This window comes from Synechococcus sp. MU1625 (genome assembly GCF_020514205.1).
Classification (GTDB): Bacteria; Cyanobacteriota; Cyanobacteriia; order PCC-6307; family Cyanobiaceae; genus Parasynechococcus.
This window is the reverse complement of sequence record NZ_VTLA01000001.1, coordinates 80,390-93,192: the sequence shown is the minus strand read 5'-3', so window position 1 is coordinate 93,192 and position 12,803 is coordinate 80,390. Positions and strand designations below refer to the sequence as shown.

Here is a 12,803-nt window from a genome sequence, read left to right as displayed (position 1 = left end):
GGAGCCATCTCGAGGAGTGGCAGGGCAGCAACGCCAAAGACGCCGGAAGCCTTCAGAACGTTCAGAACGGAAAAGACAGCCTCCGACATGCAGAATTGCAGCCGGCGAGAGGGCATAGGACGCCATGAGACCGAAGACCAAGGGGCGGCGCGCTCGTCACGTGATCGTGATCGCAGGTGCATCGGGCTCCGGCAAAACGCAGTTGATCCGAAAGATGAGCCAGCCGCCACATGATCACTTCACTTTGAAGGTGCTGAAACACCTGGACTGCGATTCAAATCAACGCCTGAAACGCTCCACCGTTGAACGCATGCAGCGGCTGATGAATCCAGACAATTTCAAGAAACAAAAAACACGAAAGTTGAAATACTGCCTACTGCTTCACATCGACCTGACCAGCGTTAACCACCACAGCAACTTGAAGCTATTGCGGCAGATTTCAACGCGCGCCAAACGCCTCGACATCATCACTCTCTACACCTCACCCAAAGAATGGCGCCAACGCATCCTTGATCGCCTCCACACCGACAATGAACCATCCATGCGAGCAGCATTGATAGCCCTCTTAGGGAAACTAAGCAGCAATTTATCTGATTTCTTGTATCACAGGGAATACAAGAAGTGGCTCAAAACGATCCAAGACTACGACATTCAGACGAACTGCATTGCCAATACATTTGAACAATCCTTTTTAGAATCCATACCGCCTCATTGAAAAATATTTTTTAAGACATAGGGCGATTCACAAATTTCACAACTGCTCTACGACAACCAATAAAAACGGAGAGGGTGGGATTCGAACCCACGAGGGTGTTACCCCTACACGATTTCGAGTCGTGCGCGATCAACCGGACTCTGCCACCTCTCCACACGTCCGAGGACGTGCAGGAACTTTAAAGGCCAATGAACCGCGAGCCAGCCCAATGCTGCAGAAGCCAACGGCGCTGCGGTGCAGAAGGCTTGAAGCCAAGCCATATGCCGGTGAAAACGTGCTGGGGGCCTGAACGCTGTTGCCCCTGCTGAGCCCACAACGCCTGAGGCCTGGGCAGCAACTGCCAGCGCTGCCATCCCGCCCGCAACACCAGTGATCCAATGCGGTGCTGCGGGCGGTGCACCGACAAGCCATCACTCCGCAGCATCTTGCCTTTGGCAATTGGAGGGCGGCCCTGCTGAGGGGCCTCGACGCGGTGTGCCAGCTGTTGCCAACAGGGGAGTACATCCGTGGCCACGGGATCCAACAACATCACCCAATCCAGGCGGGAGTGACCATGCACCGTGGCCATCCGTTGCGCCATCCGGCAACTCCGATCATCGCCATGGGTGCTCACCAAAGCAGCACGCCCACGATGACGAGCCAGCAACCAGTGGCGACCAAAATGCTCGACCGCCACGAGGCCATCAGAGAGCTGAAACAAGCCGTGGGCCAGCAAGGCAGTCGCCATTGGGAGCAGGGACCACCGCCGGCTCCAAGCACTTGCCCTCAGCAGCCAGGGCAACAAGCCCACAACCAGCAGCGCAACAACCCACCCCTGGGGGCGCCCAGTGAGCAGTTGGGCTCCAGGCCATTGACTGATCCAGATCGAGATGGCCATCACCAGCCCCTGCTGCTGCACCGGCCACAGCAGCAGGGGCAGAACGGACGGAGGCAACACCAACGCCAACAGCGCCGACAACATGGCCAGCAATGTCAGAGGTGCCAGCAGCGGAGTAACCAGAAGATTGGCGAGCAAGGCGTAAAGCGGCATCGCACCGAAGTGCAGCAACTGCAGGGGCAGTGTCCAGAGAAGAGCCGCGATGGGGATGGAGAGCACCGCGGCCACGCCGCGACAGCGATCAGGCAGGCAACCTTGAACAGGCTGCTCCAGGCGTGGAGCCGTAAGGATCAATCCAGCGGTTGCTGCTGCACTGAGTTGAAAGCCGATCGACAAGGCCCAGCCAGGTCGAAACAGCAGCATGCCGCTGAGTGTCAGCAGAAGCACGCCGAGCGGACGGCTGTGATGGCCTGACTCACGAATCAACAATGCGATCGCAGCCATCAGCACCGCCCGCACCACTGATGGCTGGGCCCCGGCAAGACAGACAAACAGCAGCAGCGAAAGGCCAGCCAGAGGAAGCCTCAGGCAAGGGGCCCAATGGCGGGCCAGCATCAGGACACTCCCCAGCAGCACTGACAAGTGAAAACCCCATGCAGCAAGCGCATGGGACAAGCCGGCAACGCGGAACGCTTGTCGCACGTCTTCGGGGAGCTGCACCTGGGCGCTGCCTAGAACCAGGGCGGACAGGAAGCCGCCCCGCCGCGGCCCTACGGCCTGCTGAAGCCGCTGGGCAACCTCACGCCGCAGATCAACCAATGGTGTCGATGGACGCCGCAGAACCTCGATGTTGTCGAGCCTGAGTCGACTCCAACTGCCTTGGCGGGCCAGACGCTCCGCCGATCCCGGCAACAATGGATGCGCACCAGGCATCGGACGCCGCAGAACCCCAGTTGCACGGACGTGCCACCCCTGGAGCAACGGAGAAGCGCAGTTAGGGAGCTGCAACTCAGTGCGACCCCTGGCACGGTGGCCCTCAACCCGATCCACCTCCAGCAGGACAGAACACCCCCAGCTGAAATGCCGCACGTCGGCGACCAATCGACCAGTCATCACCACCGCAGCCGACGGTGTCTGAATCAAGCGAGATGGATCGGATGAGCTCGGCGTCGGTGCCCCCCACAGCACTCCTCGAAGCACGAGGAGGAACAGAAGGCAGAGGGCAATGCCATCAACGGAAAGACGTCGACTCAGAAACCATTACGCCGCTGTCTCGAGAGTTCCCCCCTCCAGCAGCGGGAATCCCAGGGCCTCCCGTTCCGCCAACCAACCTTCGGCCACCTTGCGGGCCAGGTTGCGGATACGACCGATGGTGGCCGTGCGTTCGGTCACGGAAATCACGCCACGGGCCTCCAGCAAGTTGAAGGTGTGGCTGCACTTCAGAACGAAATCCAGGGCCGGCGCCGGCAGTTGTTTCTCGATCAAATCAGAGGCTTCAGCCTCATAGATGGCAAACAACTGCTTAAGCCGCTCCGGGTTGGAAGCCTCAAAGTTGAAATGGCACTGGCCCTTTTCAAACGGCAACCAGATCTCGCCATAGCTGCGCTTGCCGTTCCAGCTCAGATCCCAGATGCTTTCAACGTCCTGGAGGTACATGGCCAGCCGTTCCAGGCCATAGGTGATCTCAATCGAAACCGGCTTGCAGTCAATGCCGCCGCATTGCTGGAAATAGGTGAACTGGGTGACCTCCATGCCATCGAGCCAGACTTCCCAGCCCACGCCCCAGGCCCCGAGGGTGGGGGATTCCCAGTTGTCTTCGACGAATCGGATGTCGTGATCAGCAGCCTTGATTCCCAACGACTCGAGTGAAGCCAGATAGGTCTCCTGAATGCCATCGGGAGACGGCTTGATCAGCACCTGGTACTGGAAGTAGTGCTGAGCCCGGTTGGGGTTGTCGCCATAGCGGCCGTCGGTAGGGCGGCGACAGGGTTCGGGATAGGCCACGGCCCAGGGTTCGGGGCCGATGGCACGAAGCACCGTGTGGGGGCTCATGGTGCCGGCACCCTTTTCCGTGTCGTAAGGCTGCAGCAGCAAACACCCCTGGTTCGCCCAGAACCGGTTAAGCGTGCTGATGATGTCCTGGAAGTGCAAAACGCAGTCCTAGCCTTGAGTTTGGGTGTCCATGGAGTTGGACATCGGTTGGACAGGAAACACAAAGGTGTTGCGCTGTCTCGCTCACCAACGTCGCTGTCTAGGCGAGTTGGACATGAGTTTGACAATTCTCCCAAATACAGCGTTTGTCCAACCGTTGAGCGCGTTCTGAGCGCAGAACAACTCACTCGACAAACAGATGGCAACGCAATGAACCCAAAAGGTTCGCTGCGATACAAAGCGAGCTCCGATGAACTTGCGGAAAGCTCACACCGTCACAAAAGTGCACGCTCGCGACTGCCCAGCATCGTTCAGACGTGACTGCATCAAGAGTTCCCCGCTCGTCAGACTCAGCCATGTAGAAAACAAAAAAGGATATTCACAAATCCAACTCAGCCTGTGGCAAAAGAAGATGGCGGGTTGTGTGCAGACAGCCGACATCACACTGGTGCATCTGAGTATTCGCTGAGGCTGCTTCGATACTCTCAGCCAATTCTTATTGGAGGTGGATTTAAGAGAAATTAGGATTTTGCTTGAAAGAATCAAGGCTTCCACTTCCGATGGACATGCGCATGCCACATAAATCGCCGAACAGAAGGTATCAACAGCCTTCAAGAATCCGAAGGTCGGCAATTACTTTCTTTGTAAGTGCGGATGCAAAACCCAAGATTCGAGCAGCGCTTGCCGATGCCGGATACGGCTGTAGCTATCAAGAAGGAATTGTCGAGATGTTGAAAGATTTACTCATCAAGCAGGGGCGTGATCCACACATCTAACGACCAACCCAGGGGGCTCGAGCGGCAAGTTCTCGAGCACCAACACTCCAGAGATGTACATATACATACCCTCACCCGCAAGGAATAATTAAATCTAATAAGTACGCAAGACTTGAGGAGGAACTATTCAAAGAAATTAAAAATTTATTTAGTCTCTTCTGAGCCCTCAGAGACGATCGCAGGATCAATACGCAGGGGCCTTTTGAAAAAGAATAATAATATTTCACCAACAGGAGATATACTAATCAGCTCCCAACCTTGTGCGCCGAGCTGCTCAAGCAAAACTTGGATTTGTTTTTCAAGACTGGGACCCTGTTTGACCTCTTTATACTCTTGAGGAAACTGATCCTTGATAAACGTGGGGCTTAACGATCCCTTGAGTTTTTTACTTGCCTCTTCTGGATTTGGAGCTGGAGCTGGCTTGGTTATATTTAATTTTAAAACAAAGTAATTCCACTGTTGAAAATCAGTTGAATTCATTTTACCCCAAACAGAAAATCTTGCATCGGGATTCTAGGTAGCAAGCAGAATCGCTTCACATCCAGCACAACTGAAAGGTATTCAGCTTCAAAAGACGCCACAAGGCCAGAAATCTCGGTTGAATTCAGGGTAGCAAACGAAACCTGCACAGACGCCCCCTTCTCGCTCCAACTGCTGCAACCGAAGCGAGAAGCAGCAGAAGGTACAAAAAAACAAAGCAAAACTGCCAATATCAAATTCGTAGATACCCGGCACGGGGTAAACAATAAGGATGAGTATGTATTTAAGGCGCCTCAGAAATTTCCGTCATTTTTCTGGGTGGACATTACTTACTGCATCCACTACTCCCTTCGGTAAGATGAACCCAAGTCCGTGGTTGCAGCGTTAAGCGCCTTCAGCACATGAACAAACATCTCGCTATCTCTATCGCTACTGCCTCTATCGCTATTGGAGCGATTCCAACGTTAGCCGAGGTTGATCCGAAGATTCATAAGCTCTGTGTTGAAGCCAAGGACTATGCAGGATGTGTGAGAGCTATGAGGGGAGATACCACAACGACAACAATTAGAGAAATTCGATCTCAAGGTGCAGATATAGCTGAAGGCAATCAGTGCCCTGCAGGCTTTGCTTACGTTGGTGGAGGTAACTGTATGGAAGTTAAATGTGTCTACAACACGGCAACGGGCCTTGGATTTGATACTGGACATGACCCACGCGTAGCTGGAAAATCAGATTGGAAATGCAAATACTCTTTATGGTATGGGGCTGGTGTTATGCAGTTGCAAGGCAATGCAAGGGCATCAATCAATGCTGAATGTCCTTCTGGAGAGCCAGAGGTTGGCTACAACAGTACGTGTCAGAAAGCACCTGCAGGATGGGAAAGTCCATCTGCCAAGGCTGCACGAGAAAAAAGAGAAGGACCTAAGTGTGACTTCAAACTACAAAAATATGGCTGCAGCTTTGACACATATTTAGAAGCCAACCCTGGCATGAAGAAATGGGCTGAGCTCAATCCAGATATGGCAGCCAAAGAACGCATCAAACTTCAGTCAATCGACTAAGAGCTAATCAATACAAGTGAGGAAAATTATTCCTGCGTTGTTCTAATCCATACGCCATAACGGCTCTCATCTCCTCTTGAGTCGGATTATCTCCAAAAGCAGCACGACGGATTCGATACTCACGATTCAGTTCGTCGTTTTCAGGAGATGGAGATGGTGAATGTGATTCATCTACTTCTTCCACAATCGCCTCTAGCGGCGTTAAATCATCGATTGGTACATAGAAAATGCACTGGGCCGGGGCTAGCTGAGTTCCGATTCTGCCCAGTGACCGGTCAGCCCTCCAAGGCCAAGCAACGCTGCAGGTGCGCAATGGCGTGATGGCGATGCGGATTGCTGCCGCTGGGGCCAATCATTCCGAGCCAGAAACTGCCATCCCCTTGAAAGACCAGAACGGGCTTCGCGCCTCCCTTGCCGTGGCAATCGAGCAGGGACATGCAGAGTTTTTCGGCCACTTCCGGGCCCTTGGGTCGCTGACGCAGGCGGCGCAACAGCGGATCCACCTGAGAGAAGGAGACGAAACAGGCGCGATCGGAATCGGTGATCAGGATCAGACCATCCAGCCACTCCACCTCTTGAAGCAGCTCTTCGATGCGGGGCAGCAGCTTCGGCAGCGGAAACGCCAAACCGGACCCTCCCCTTAACTTTCTCTTTAGCTTTTCTAGGTCAGCAATGGGGTGCGTCGCAAGCGACACAACCAAAGATTCACGCCCTGAGAGTCAAAACTCCCATCTGTCTTCCCACAACAGAGCGATGGATCGCTTCAGCAAATCCCGCCTCCTGTGCCAAGCGCTCCTGCTCAGACCCATCAGGGAAGCGCTCCAGGCTTCTCTCCAGGTAGGCGTACTCCTCGCGCAACCCCACTGAAGCGGCGGCGGGCACCACCAGGCGACGCAGATAGAAGCGCTGAAACGCAGCCGCCGCTCCGCTCTGCGGCAATCGATTGAAATCCAGCACCCCTGCGCGTCCCCCTGGCTTCAGCAGCCGCCGCAGTTCCTTCAGCCCCTGCAACGGGTCCGCCAAATTCCGCAGCCCGTAGGCCATCACCGCACCGTCAGCACAGGCGCTAGGCAATCCGGTTTGCAGGGCATCCACTTGCTGGAAGGACACCGGCAACCAAGGCTGCTGCCGTTGGCGCTGGCGGGCCCGCTCCAGTGGAGCTGCGGCCGCATCCAGACCGGTCACCGTGCCGCCAGGGCGAACACAGCGCCCCAGTTCCAAGGCCAGATCTCCCGTCCCACAGCACAGATCCAGCCACTGTTCACCAGCCGCCGGCTTGAGAGCACGCACCAGCTGACGTTTCCACTGACGATGCAGCCCGAAACTGAGCACATCGTTCAAGCGGTCGTAGCGCGGAGCCACAGCATCAAACAGCTGTTCCACCGCCGCGGGATCACCAGGCTTCATGGACGAATCGTCAGGCCACGAGAGAGCAGATCCTGCTTGATCTGTTCCACCGTGAGAACGCCATCGTGCAGCAGCGAAGCCAGCAAAGCTGCAGAGGCATGCCCTCCCTCGGAGCCCACGTCCAGAGCTTCGGCGATGTGATCCATGCAACCAGCTCCTCCGGAGGCGATCACAGGGATGGGAACGGCATCCGCCACGGCCCGGGTCAAGGAGAGGTCATATCCAGCCTGGGTGCCATCGCCGTCCATCGACGTCAGCAGGATCTCGCCGGCCCCGAGGCCCGCCACCCTCTTCGCCCACTCCACAACATCAAGACCGGTGTTCTCACGCCCTCCTTTCACGTACACGTCCCACCCACCTGCATCGCGCCGACGGGCATCAATGGCCACAACAATGCACTGACAGCCGAACTGATCAGCCCCCTCCCGCACCAACTCAGGCCGACGCACCGCCGAAGAGTTAAGGCTCACCTTGTCAGCACCGGCCCGCAACAGCTCGGTGATCCCCTCAACGGTGCTGATCCCACCGCCCACTGTGAAAGGAATCGTGACCGATTCAGCGGTGCGGCGCACCATGTCGATCAGGGTGCCGCGCCCCTCATGGCTGGCCGCGATATCGAGGAAAACCAGCTCATCAGCCCCTGCACGGCTGTAACGGCAGGCGAGTTCCACCGGATCACCGGCATCGCGCAGGCCAACAAAATTGACACCTTTCACCACCCGTCCACGGGCGACATCCAGGCAGGGAATCAAACGCAGAGCAACCATCGATTCGGCGCAAAAGCGACTGTTAAGGTTGCGCCACTATCCAAGCCTCGCAGGCCATGTCCCAGGGTGACGTCATCTCGATCGGCTCCAAGGTTCGCGTGACCCGCGTGCGGGATCGCATTCCACAGGCGATGGTGGACCTTCTCAAGAAAGACGCCAACGGCACAGTGAAGGATTTCCGCACCGTCGACGGCAAGGGAATCGGTGTGGTGGTCGAGCTCAGTGATGGATCCACCAGCTGGTTCTTCGAAGACGAAATCGCCGCCTCCTGAGGACAGTCTCCGTGAGCGACGCGCGTCAGCTGCTTGGGATGAAAGGTGCCTCCGGCACCACCAACATCTGGAAGCTGCGGCTGCAGCTGATGAAACCGGTCACCTGGATCCCTCTGATTTGGGGCGTGATCTGTGGCGCGGCCGCCAGCGGTAACTACCAATGGCGCTTGGATCACGTGCTGGCAGCTTTCGCCTGCATGTTGATGAGTGGTCCCCTGCTGGCGGGCTTCACCCAGACCATCAACGATTACTACGACCGAGAGATCGACGCGATCAACGAGCCGTACCGGCCGATTCCATCGGGGGCGATCCCCCTGGGCCAGGTCAAGCTGCAGATCTGGGTGTTGCTGCTGGCAGGCCTGGCGGTCTCTTACGGACTCGACCGCTGGGCTGGGCACAGCACCCCAGTGGTGTTTCTCCTTGCCTTGGGTGGCTCCTTTGTGAGCTACATCTACTCAGCTCCGCCGCTGAAGCTGAAGCAGAACGGCTGGCTGGGGAACTACGCCCTTGGGGCCAGCTACATCGCCCTTCCCTGGTGGGCCGGTCAGGCCCTGTTCGGGCAACTCACCTGGGGCACAGCGCTTCTCACCCTCGCCTACAGCCTCGCTGGTCTCGGCATTGCTGTCGTCAACGACTTCAAGAGCGTTGAAGGCGATCGCGAGCTCGGCCTTCAATCCTTGCCTGTGGTCTTCGGGATCGAACGTGCCAGTTGGATCAGCGCCGGAATGATTGATGTTTTTCAGCTGGCGATGGTTGCCGTCTTGATTGGGATCGGCCAGCATTTCGCAGCGGTTCTGTTGGTTCTCTTGATTGTTCCTCAGATCACCTTCCAAGACATCTGGTTGTTGAGAGACCCCGTGGCCTTTGACGTCAAATATCAAGCCAGCGCCCAGCCGTTCCTGGTGCTCGGAATGCTGGTGACCGCCTTGGCTGTGGGCCACAGCCCCCTGACCCAGGTGATGTGAACCGTTCCCGCCTGCAATGGGCTCTGATCGCTGGCACTGCAGCTGCGGTGGGCGTGGGCGCTGCACTGGGCACGAGAGCTCTCACTGAGCTTGTGGATGCAACTCTTCCAGATGCCCGGGGAATTGCCAGCTTCAACCGACCGGGAACGATCACCCTGCTTTCCACCAACGGCAAGGTGATCCAGAAGCTTGGGCCAGCGACCCGCGAGAAGGTCAAGCCCGGCACGATGCCGCAAACGGTGGCGGAAGCCTTCATCGCCGCGGAAGATCGGCGTTTCTATCAGCATGACGGCGTGGATGGCTGGGGCATCGCCCGCGCCATTGTCACCAATGTCCGCCAGGGCGCTGTCCGTGAAGGGGCGAGCACCATCACGCAGCAGCTGGCCCGAACTGTCTTCCTGAGCCAAGACCGCACCATCACACGCAAACTCAAGGAAGCGGCTCTGGCGATGAAGCTGGAACGTCAGCTGAGCAAGCAGGAGATCCTCGAGCAATACCTCAATTACGTCTACCTGGGATCCGGCGCCTATGGCGTCGCCGATGCGGCCTGGATCTATTTCTCTAAAACCCCAGATCAGCTCACAGTTCCAGAAGCGGCGATGATCGCTGGGCTGCCCCCGGCACCTTCGATCTATTCCCCCCTGGTTAACCCTGATCTAGCGAGGGAACAGCGTTCGATCGTTCTGGATCGGATGGCGCAGGCCGGATTCATCTCCACCAGCGAAGCGGAGCGCGGTCGCAATAGCCCCCTGGGGCTTAAGCCTGCAACACCAAAATATTTCAACAGTGCAGCGCCCTACTTCACCACTTGGATCGCCCAAGAACTGCCCAAACTTTTAACTCCCGAACAACTTGAAGTTGGTGGTGTCCAAGTTCACACCAGCCTCAATCTCGACTGGCAAAAGAAAGCTCAGCAGGTTGTTCGAGCCAATGCACCATTCGACACTGAAGGGGCGATGGTTTCGATCGATCCCGGCAACGGACTGGTGAGAGTGATGGTGGGCGGGAAGGATTTCTCCAGGAGTCAGTTCAACCGCACCATCCTGGCGCTGCGCTCTCCAGGTTCAACCTTCAAGCTTTTTCCGTATGCAGCAGCCATTGATCGGGGAATGAAACCCGAAACCAAGGTGTTTGACGCAAAGCGTTGCTGGAATGGCTACTGCCCCAAAAACTTTGGCAACAAGTACTACGGCAACATTTCTCTTGCCGATGCTCTGAAGAATTCACTCAACACGGTGGCTGTTCAACTTCAAGACATCGTTGGGTTTGATGCCGTCATTGACATTGCCAACAACTTCAACATCGGCACCGAGCGTCCTCTCGGCAAGTACTACCCCATGGCTATTGGGGCCTACGAGCAAACCATCCTCGACATGACTGCGGCCTATGCAGGCATGGCCAATCGCGGTGTGTATTTCACACCCAGCCCCTTTGAGGAAATCCGTGGCCCCAAGAATGAGCTTCTTTGGAGTCGGCGATTGAGTGGAAACAGAGGACGACGAGCGGTTGATAGTGATGTCGCGGACACCATGAACTGGATGCTGCAACGGGTCGTGACCGGCGGCACAGGCATCGCCGCGAAACTCGATGATCGGCAGGTTGCCGGAAAGACAGGAACGTCAGAGAACACCCGCGATCTCTGGTTCATCGGTTCAATTCCTCAGCTCACGACTGGCGTCTGGTTCGGATACGACGACGACCGAGCCACTAAAAGTACGAGCGGCGAGGCGGCATGGGCTTGGAAACAATTCATGCTTCAGATCAAGGACGAGATTCCCGTCCGCGCCTTCCCAGACAAACCCAAGCTGAAACGAAAAATGCGTCTGGCGGTCGATCCGAAAACGATCGCCAAACCCCCCAAGACAAAACCCAAACAAGATCCGAAGGCCACCTCCGAGCCTGAAGCGCCTCAACCGACTGCAGAGACGGAACTGACCAATCCCACTCCCGTGGCACCTCCACGTCGGAAGACGCCTTACCTATGGAGAAACCGCTCGCAAGACGACAACGTTGATCGCCAAGGACGCCGCTGGACCCGGGATTAATCCAACGGCCTAAACCCGCTGAAGCACAGCGGAATAGAACCCATCCCCCCCGCTGGCTTGATCCGGCCAGAGCTGGCTTTCCTCCTCCAATCGCAGCGAGGGGTGACGCTTCAACAAGGCCTGCACCTGAGCCTGATTTTCATCTGGATGAATGGTGCAGGTGGCATAAACCAATGATCCAGCGGGAGCCAGCAAAGGCACAAGTCCATCCAGAAGAGCCTGTTGTTGAGGCAGAAGGCCGCGGATGGATTGCGGCGTCACCCGCCAACGGGCATCGGGGTGACGGGCCAGGGTTCCAAGCCCAGAGCAGGGGGCATCGATCAGGATCCGCTGGAAGGATTCCCGCCATTGAGGATGCTCTTCCAACAGGTTGGTGGCATCCGCTGCAAGCGCATGAATGGAAGCAAGGCCTAGCCGAGCTGCATTGGCCGCGACGCGCTTGAGCCGTCCAGGAGACCGATCCACAGCCCAAATCTCAGCCTGATCTCCCACCAATTCCGCCAAATGGGTGGCTTTCCCCCCCGGCGCAGCGCAGGCATCGAGGATCCGGTCCCCAGGCTGGGGTTGCAGCAGAGGCGCAATCCATTGCGCCGAACAATCCTGAACACACCAATGGCCCTCCGCATAACCGGGCCAGTGGCGCAGGTCGCCACTGTGACCGGAAATGCGCAAGCCATCAGGACAATCAACGATGGGCTCACTGCTGATTCCTGCCGCAGCAAGCGCCTGCTGCACCTGCTGCGGGCTCGAGCGCAGCCGATTCACCCGCAAATCCAGATCCGGCACCCGGTTGCAGGCGCTCGCCACCGCCGCGGCCCCCTCCGAACCGCGCCAGTCGAGCAACAACTGGGTGAACCAATCCGGAAGGGAATGGGTCTGGGCCAGCTGAGCCGCCTCATCATTCGGCAGCTCAAGGGTTTCGCCAGCATCCCGCGCCCGCAGCGCCGCCCGCAGAACCCCATTCACCACAGGAGCCAGCCGTGCCAGCCCCTTGCTGGTTTTGGCCAATTCAACGGCGGTGTTCACCGCTGCTGAATCTGGAATCCGCTCCATCAGCAGCAGTTGATAGAGACCCACGTGCAACAGCCAGCGCAGCTTGGGCGGCTGCTTCGACGCGGGAACTTTGCCCAGCCGATCCAGCCAGGCATCGAGGTAGCGGCGTTGACGGATGGCGCCATAGGCCAGCTCGGTCACCAAGCCTCGATCCGAGGGTTTGAGGTCCCTCTCCCGCAGCAACCGCTCCAGCGCCACATCGGCATAGGCCCCAGCCGCAACTGCCTGCAACACATCCCAGGCGAGGCGGCGCGGCAGCAGTCCAATCGGAGCCGAATCAGACAAGAACACCAG

At 57.3% G+C, this 12,803-nt stretch carries 13 protein-coding genes and 1 tRNA gene; 6 read left to right on the top strand and 8 right to left on the bottom strand.

Translation table 11 applies throughout. From position 1 onward, the window contains the following. Positions 1 to 124 precede the first annotated feature (124 nt). On the top strand, positions 125 to 715 hold the full coding sequence (locus tag FZX13_RS00565; protein WP_226406378.1) for a CpaF/VirB11 family protein: 591 nt from the start codon (positions 125 to 127) through the stop codon (positions 713 to 715). A 66-nt stretch (positions 716 to 781) separates the two neighbouring features. Here the strand turns inward: FZX13_RS00565 and FZX13_RS00560 are convergent. The 3 genes from FZX13_RS00560 to glyQ all read right to left on the bottom strand — a co-directional run bounded on the left by FZX13_RS00560 (position 782) and on the right by glyQ (position 3,683). Next, positions 782 to 868, bottom strand: a tRNA-Ser gene (locus FZX13_RS00560). A gap of 25 nt (positions 869 to 893) precedes the next feature. Next, positions 894 to 2,786 carry a ComEC/Rec2 family competence protein gene (locus FZX13_RS00555; protein WP_255617949.1) on the bottom strand — a complete coding sequence of 631 codons (1,893 nt, stop codon included), beginning with the start codon at positions 2,784 to 2,786 and terminating at the stop codon, positions 894 to 896. Positions 2,787 to 2,792: 6 nt separating this feature from the next. Further along, the gene (glyQ, locus tag FZX13_RS00550) at positions 2,793 to 3,683 is read right to left on the bottom strand and encodes a glycine--tRNA ligase subunit alpha (protein WP_226406377.1); all 891 of its coding nucleotides are present in this window, start codon (positions 3,681 to 3,683) and stop codon (positions 2,793 to 2,795) included. A 566-nt stretch (positions 3,684 to 4,249) separates the two neighbouring features. On the opposite strand from glyQ, the gene FZX13_RS00545 reads away from it, so the two are divergent. Further along, the gene (locus FZX13_RS00545) at positions 4,250 to 4,459 is read left to right on the top strand and encodes a hypothetical protein (protein ID WP_226406374.1); all 210 of its coding nucleotides are present in this window, start codon (positions 4,250 to 4,252) and stop codon (positions 4,457 to 4,459) included. A gap of 144 nt (positions 4,460 to 4,603) precedes the next feature. On the opposite strand, the gene FZX13_RS00540 is transcribed toward FZX13_RS00545, so the two are convergent. Next, positions 4,604 to 4,939, bottom strand: coding sequence for a DUF4177 domain-containing protein (locus FZX13_RS00540; RefSeq protein WP_226406373.1), 336 nt, complete (start codon positions 4,937 to 4,939; stop codon positions 4,604 to 4,606). 401 nt (positions 4,940 to 5,340) lie between these two features. Here FZX13_RS00540 and FZX13_RS00535 point away from each other — a divergent pair, with 401 nt between their 5' ends. Next, on the top strand, positions 5,341 to 6,000 hold the full coding sequence (locus FZX13_RS00535; protein ID WP_226406371.1) for a hypothetical protein: 660 nt from the start codon (positions 5,341 to 5,343) through the stop codon (positions 5,998 to 6,000). Positions 6,001 to 6,275: 275 nt separating this feature from the next. Here FZX13_RS00535 and FZX13_RS00530 read toward each other — a convergent pair whose 3' ends face one another. From FZX13_RS00530 to hisF, 3 genes are all read right to left on the bottom strand, one after another. Next, positions 6,276 to 6,626 (bottom strand): hypothetical protein, encoded by a 351-nt coding sequence (locus FZX13_RS00530; RefSeq protein WP_226406370.1) that lies wholly within the window; start codon positions 6,624 to 6,626, stop codon positions 6,276 to 6,278. 79 nt (positions 6,627 to 6,705) lie between these two features. After that, positions 6,706 to 7,407 (bottom strand): bifunctional demethylmenaquinone methyltransferase/2-methoxy-6-polyprenyl-1,4-benzoquinol methylase UbiE, encoded by a 702-nt coding sequence (ubiE, locus tag FZX13_RS00525; RefSeq protein ID WP_226406367.1) that lies wholly within the window; start codon positions 7,405 to 7,407, stop codon positions 6,706 to 6,708. Then, positions 7,404 to 8,174 (bottom strand): imidazole glycerol phosphate synthase subunit HisF, encoded by a 771-nt coding sequence (hisF, locus tag FZX13_RS00520; RefSeq protein WP_226406365.1) that lies wholly within the window; start codon positions 8,172 to 8,174, stop codon positions 7,404 to 7,406. The genes ubiE and hisF overlap by 4 nt, the downstream gene beginning before the upstream one ends. A gap of 56 nt (positions 8,175 to 8,230) precedes the next feature. Between hisF and FZX13_RS00515 the strand changes: the two genes are divergently transcribed. Genes FZX13_RS00515 through FZX13_RS00505 form a run of 3 tightly spaced genes read left to right on the top strand, consistent with a single transcriptional unit; the run spans position 8,231 to position 11,456 of the window. Continuing rightward, positions 8,231 to 8,446, top strand: coding sequence for a DUF2862 domain-containing protein (locus tag FZX13_RS00515; RefSeq protein WP_115023814.1), 216 nt, complete (start codon positions 8,231 to 8,233; stop codon positions 8,444 to 8,446). An 11-nt stretch (positions 8,447 to 8,457) separates the two neighbouring features. After that, positions 8,458 to 9,411, top strand: coding sequence for a chlorophyll synthase ChlG (gene chlG, locus FZX13_RS00510; RefSeq protein ID WP_226406363.1), 954 nt, complete (start codon positions 8,458 to 8,460; stop codon positions 9,409 to 9,411). After that, the gene (locus FZX13_RS00505; protein WP_226406362.1) at positions 9,408 to 11,456 is read left to right on the top strand and encodes a PBP1A family penicillin-binding protein; all 2,049 of its coding nucleotides are present in this window, start codon (positions 9,408 to 9,410) and stop codon (positions 11,454 to 11,456) included. The genes chlG and FZX13_RS00505 overlap by 4 nt, the downstream gene beginning before the upstream one ends. Positions 11,457 to 11,465: 9 nt before the next feature. On the opposite strand, the gene FZX13_RS00500 is transcribed toward FZX13_RS00505, so the two are convergent. Then, a complete protein-coding gene (locus FZX13_RS00500) occupies positions 11,466 to 12,803 on the bottom strand; it encodes a 16S rRNA (cytosine(967)-C(5))-methyltransferase (protein WP_226408175.1) in 1,338 nt (445 codons plus the stop codon).

Bases quoted from the DNA above. Each gene is read 5' to 3' on its own strand.
- ubiE (WP_226406367.1), bottom strand. From the start codon at position 7,407: ATGAAGCCTGGTGATCCCGCGGCGGTGGAACAGCTGTTTGATGCTGTG.
- FZX13_RS00535 (WP_226406371.1), top strand. From the start codon at position 5,341: ATGAACAAACATCTCGCTATCTCTATCGCTACTGCCTCTATCGCTATT.
- FZX13_RS00545 (WP_226406374.1), top strand. From the start codon at position 4,250: ATGCGCATGCCACATAAATCGCCGAACAGAAGGTATCAACAGCCTTCA.
- FZX13_RS00565 (WP_226406378.1), top strand. From the start codon at position 125: ATGAGACCGAAGACCAAGGGGCGGCGCGCTCGTCACGTGATCGTGATC.
- hisF (WP_226406365.1), bottom strand. From the start codon at position 8,174: ATGGTTGCTCTGCGTTTGATTCCCTGCCTGGATGTCGCCCGTGGACGG.
- FZX13_RS00540 (WP_226406373.1), bottom strand. From the start codon at position 4,939: ATGAATTCAACTGATTTTCAACAGTGGAATTACTTTGTTTTAAAATTA.
- FZX13_RS00515 (WP_115023814.1), top strand. From the start codon at position 8,231: ATGTCCCAGGGTGACGTCATCTCGATCGGCTCCAAGGTTCGCGTGACC.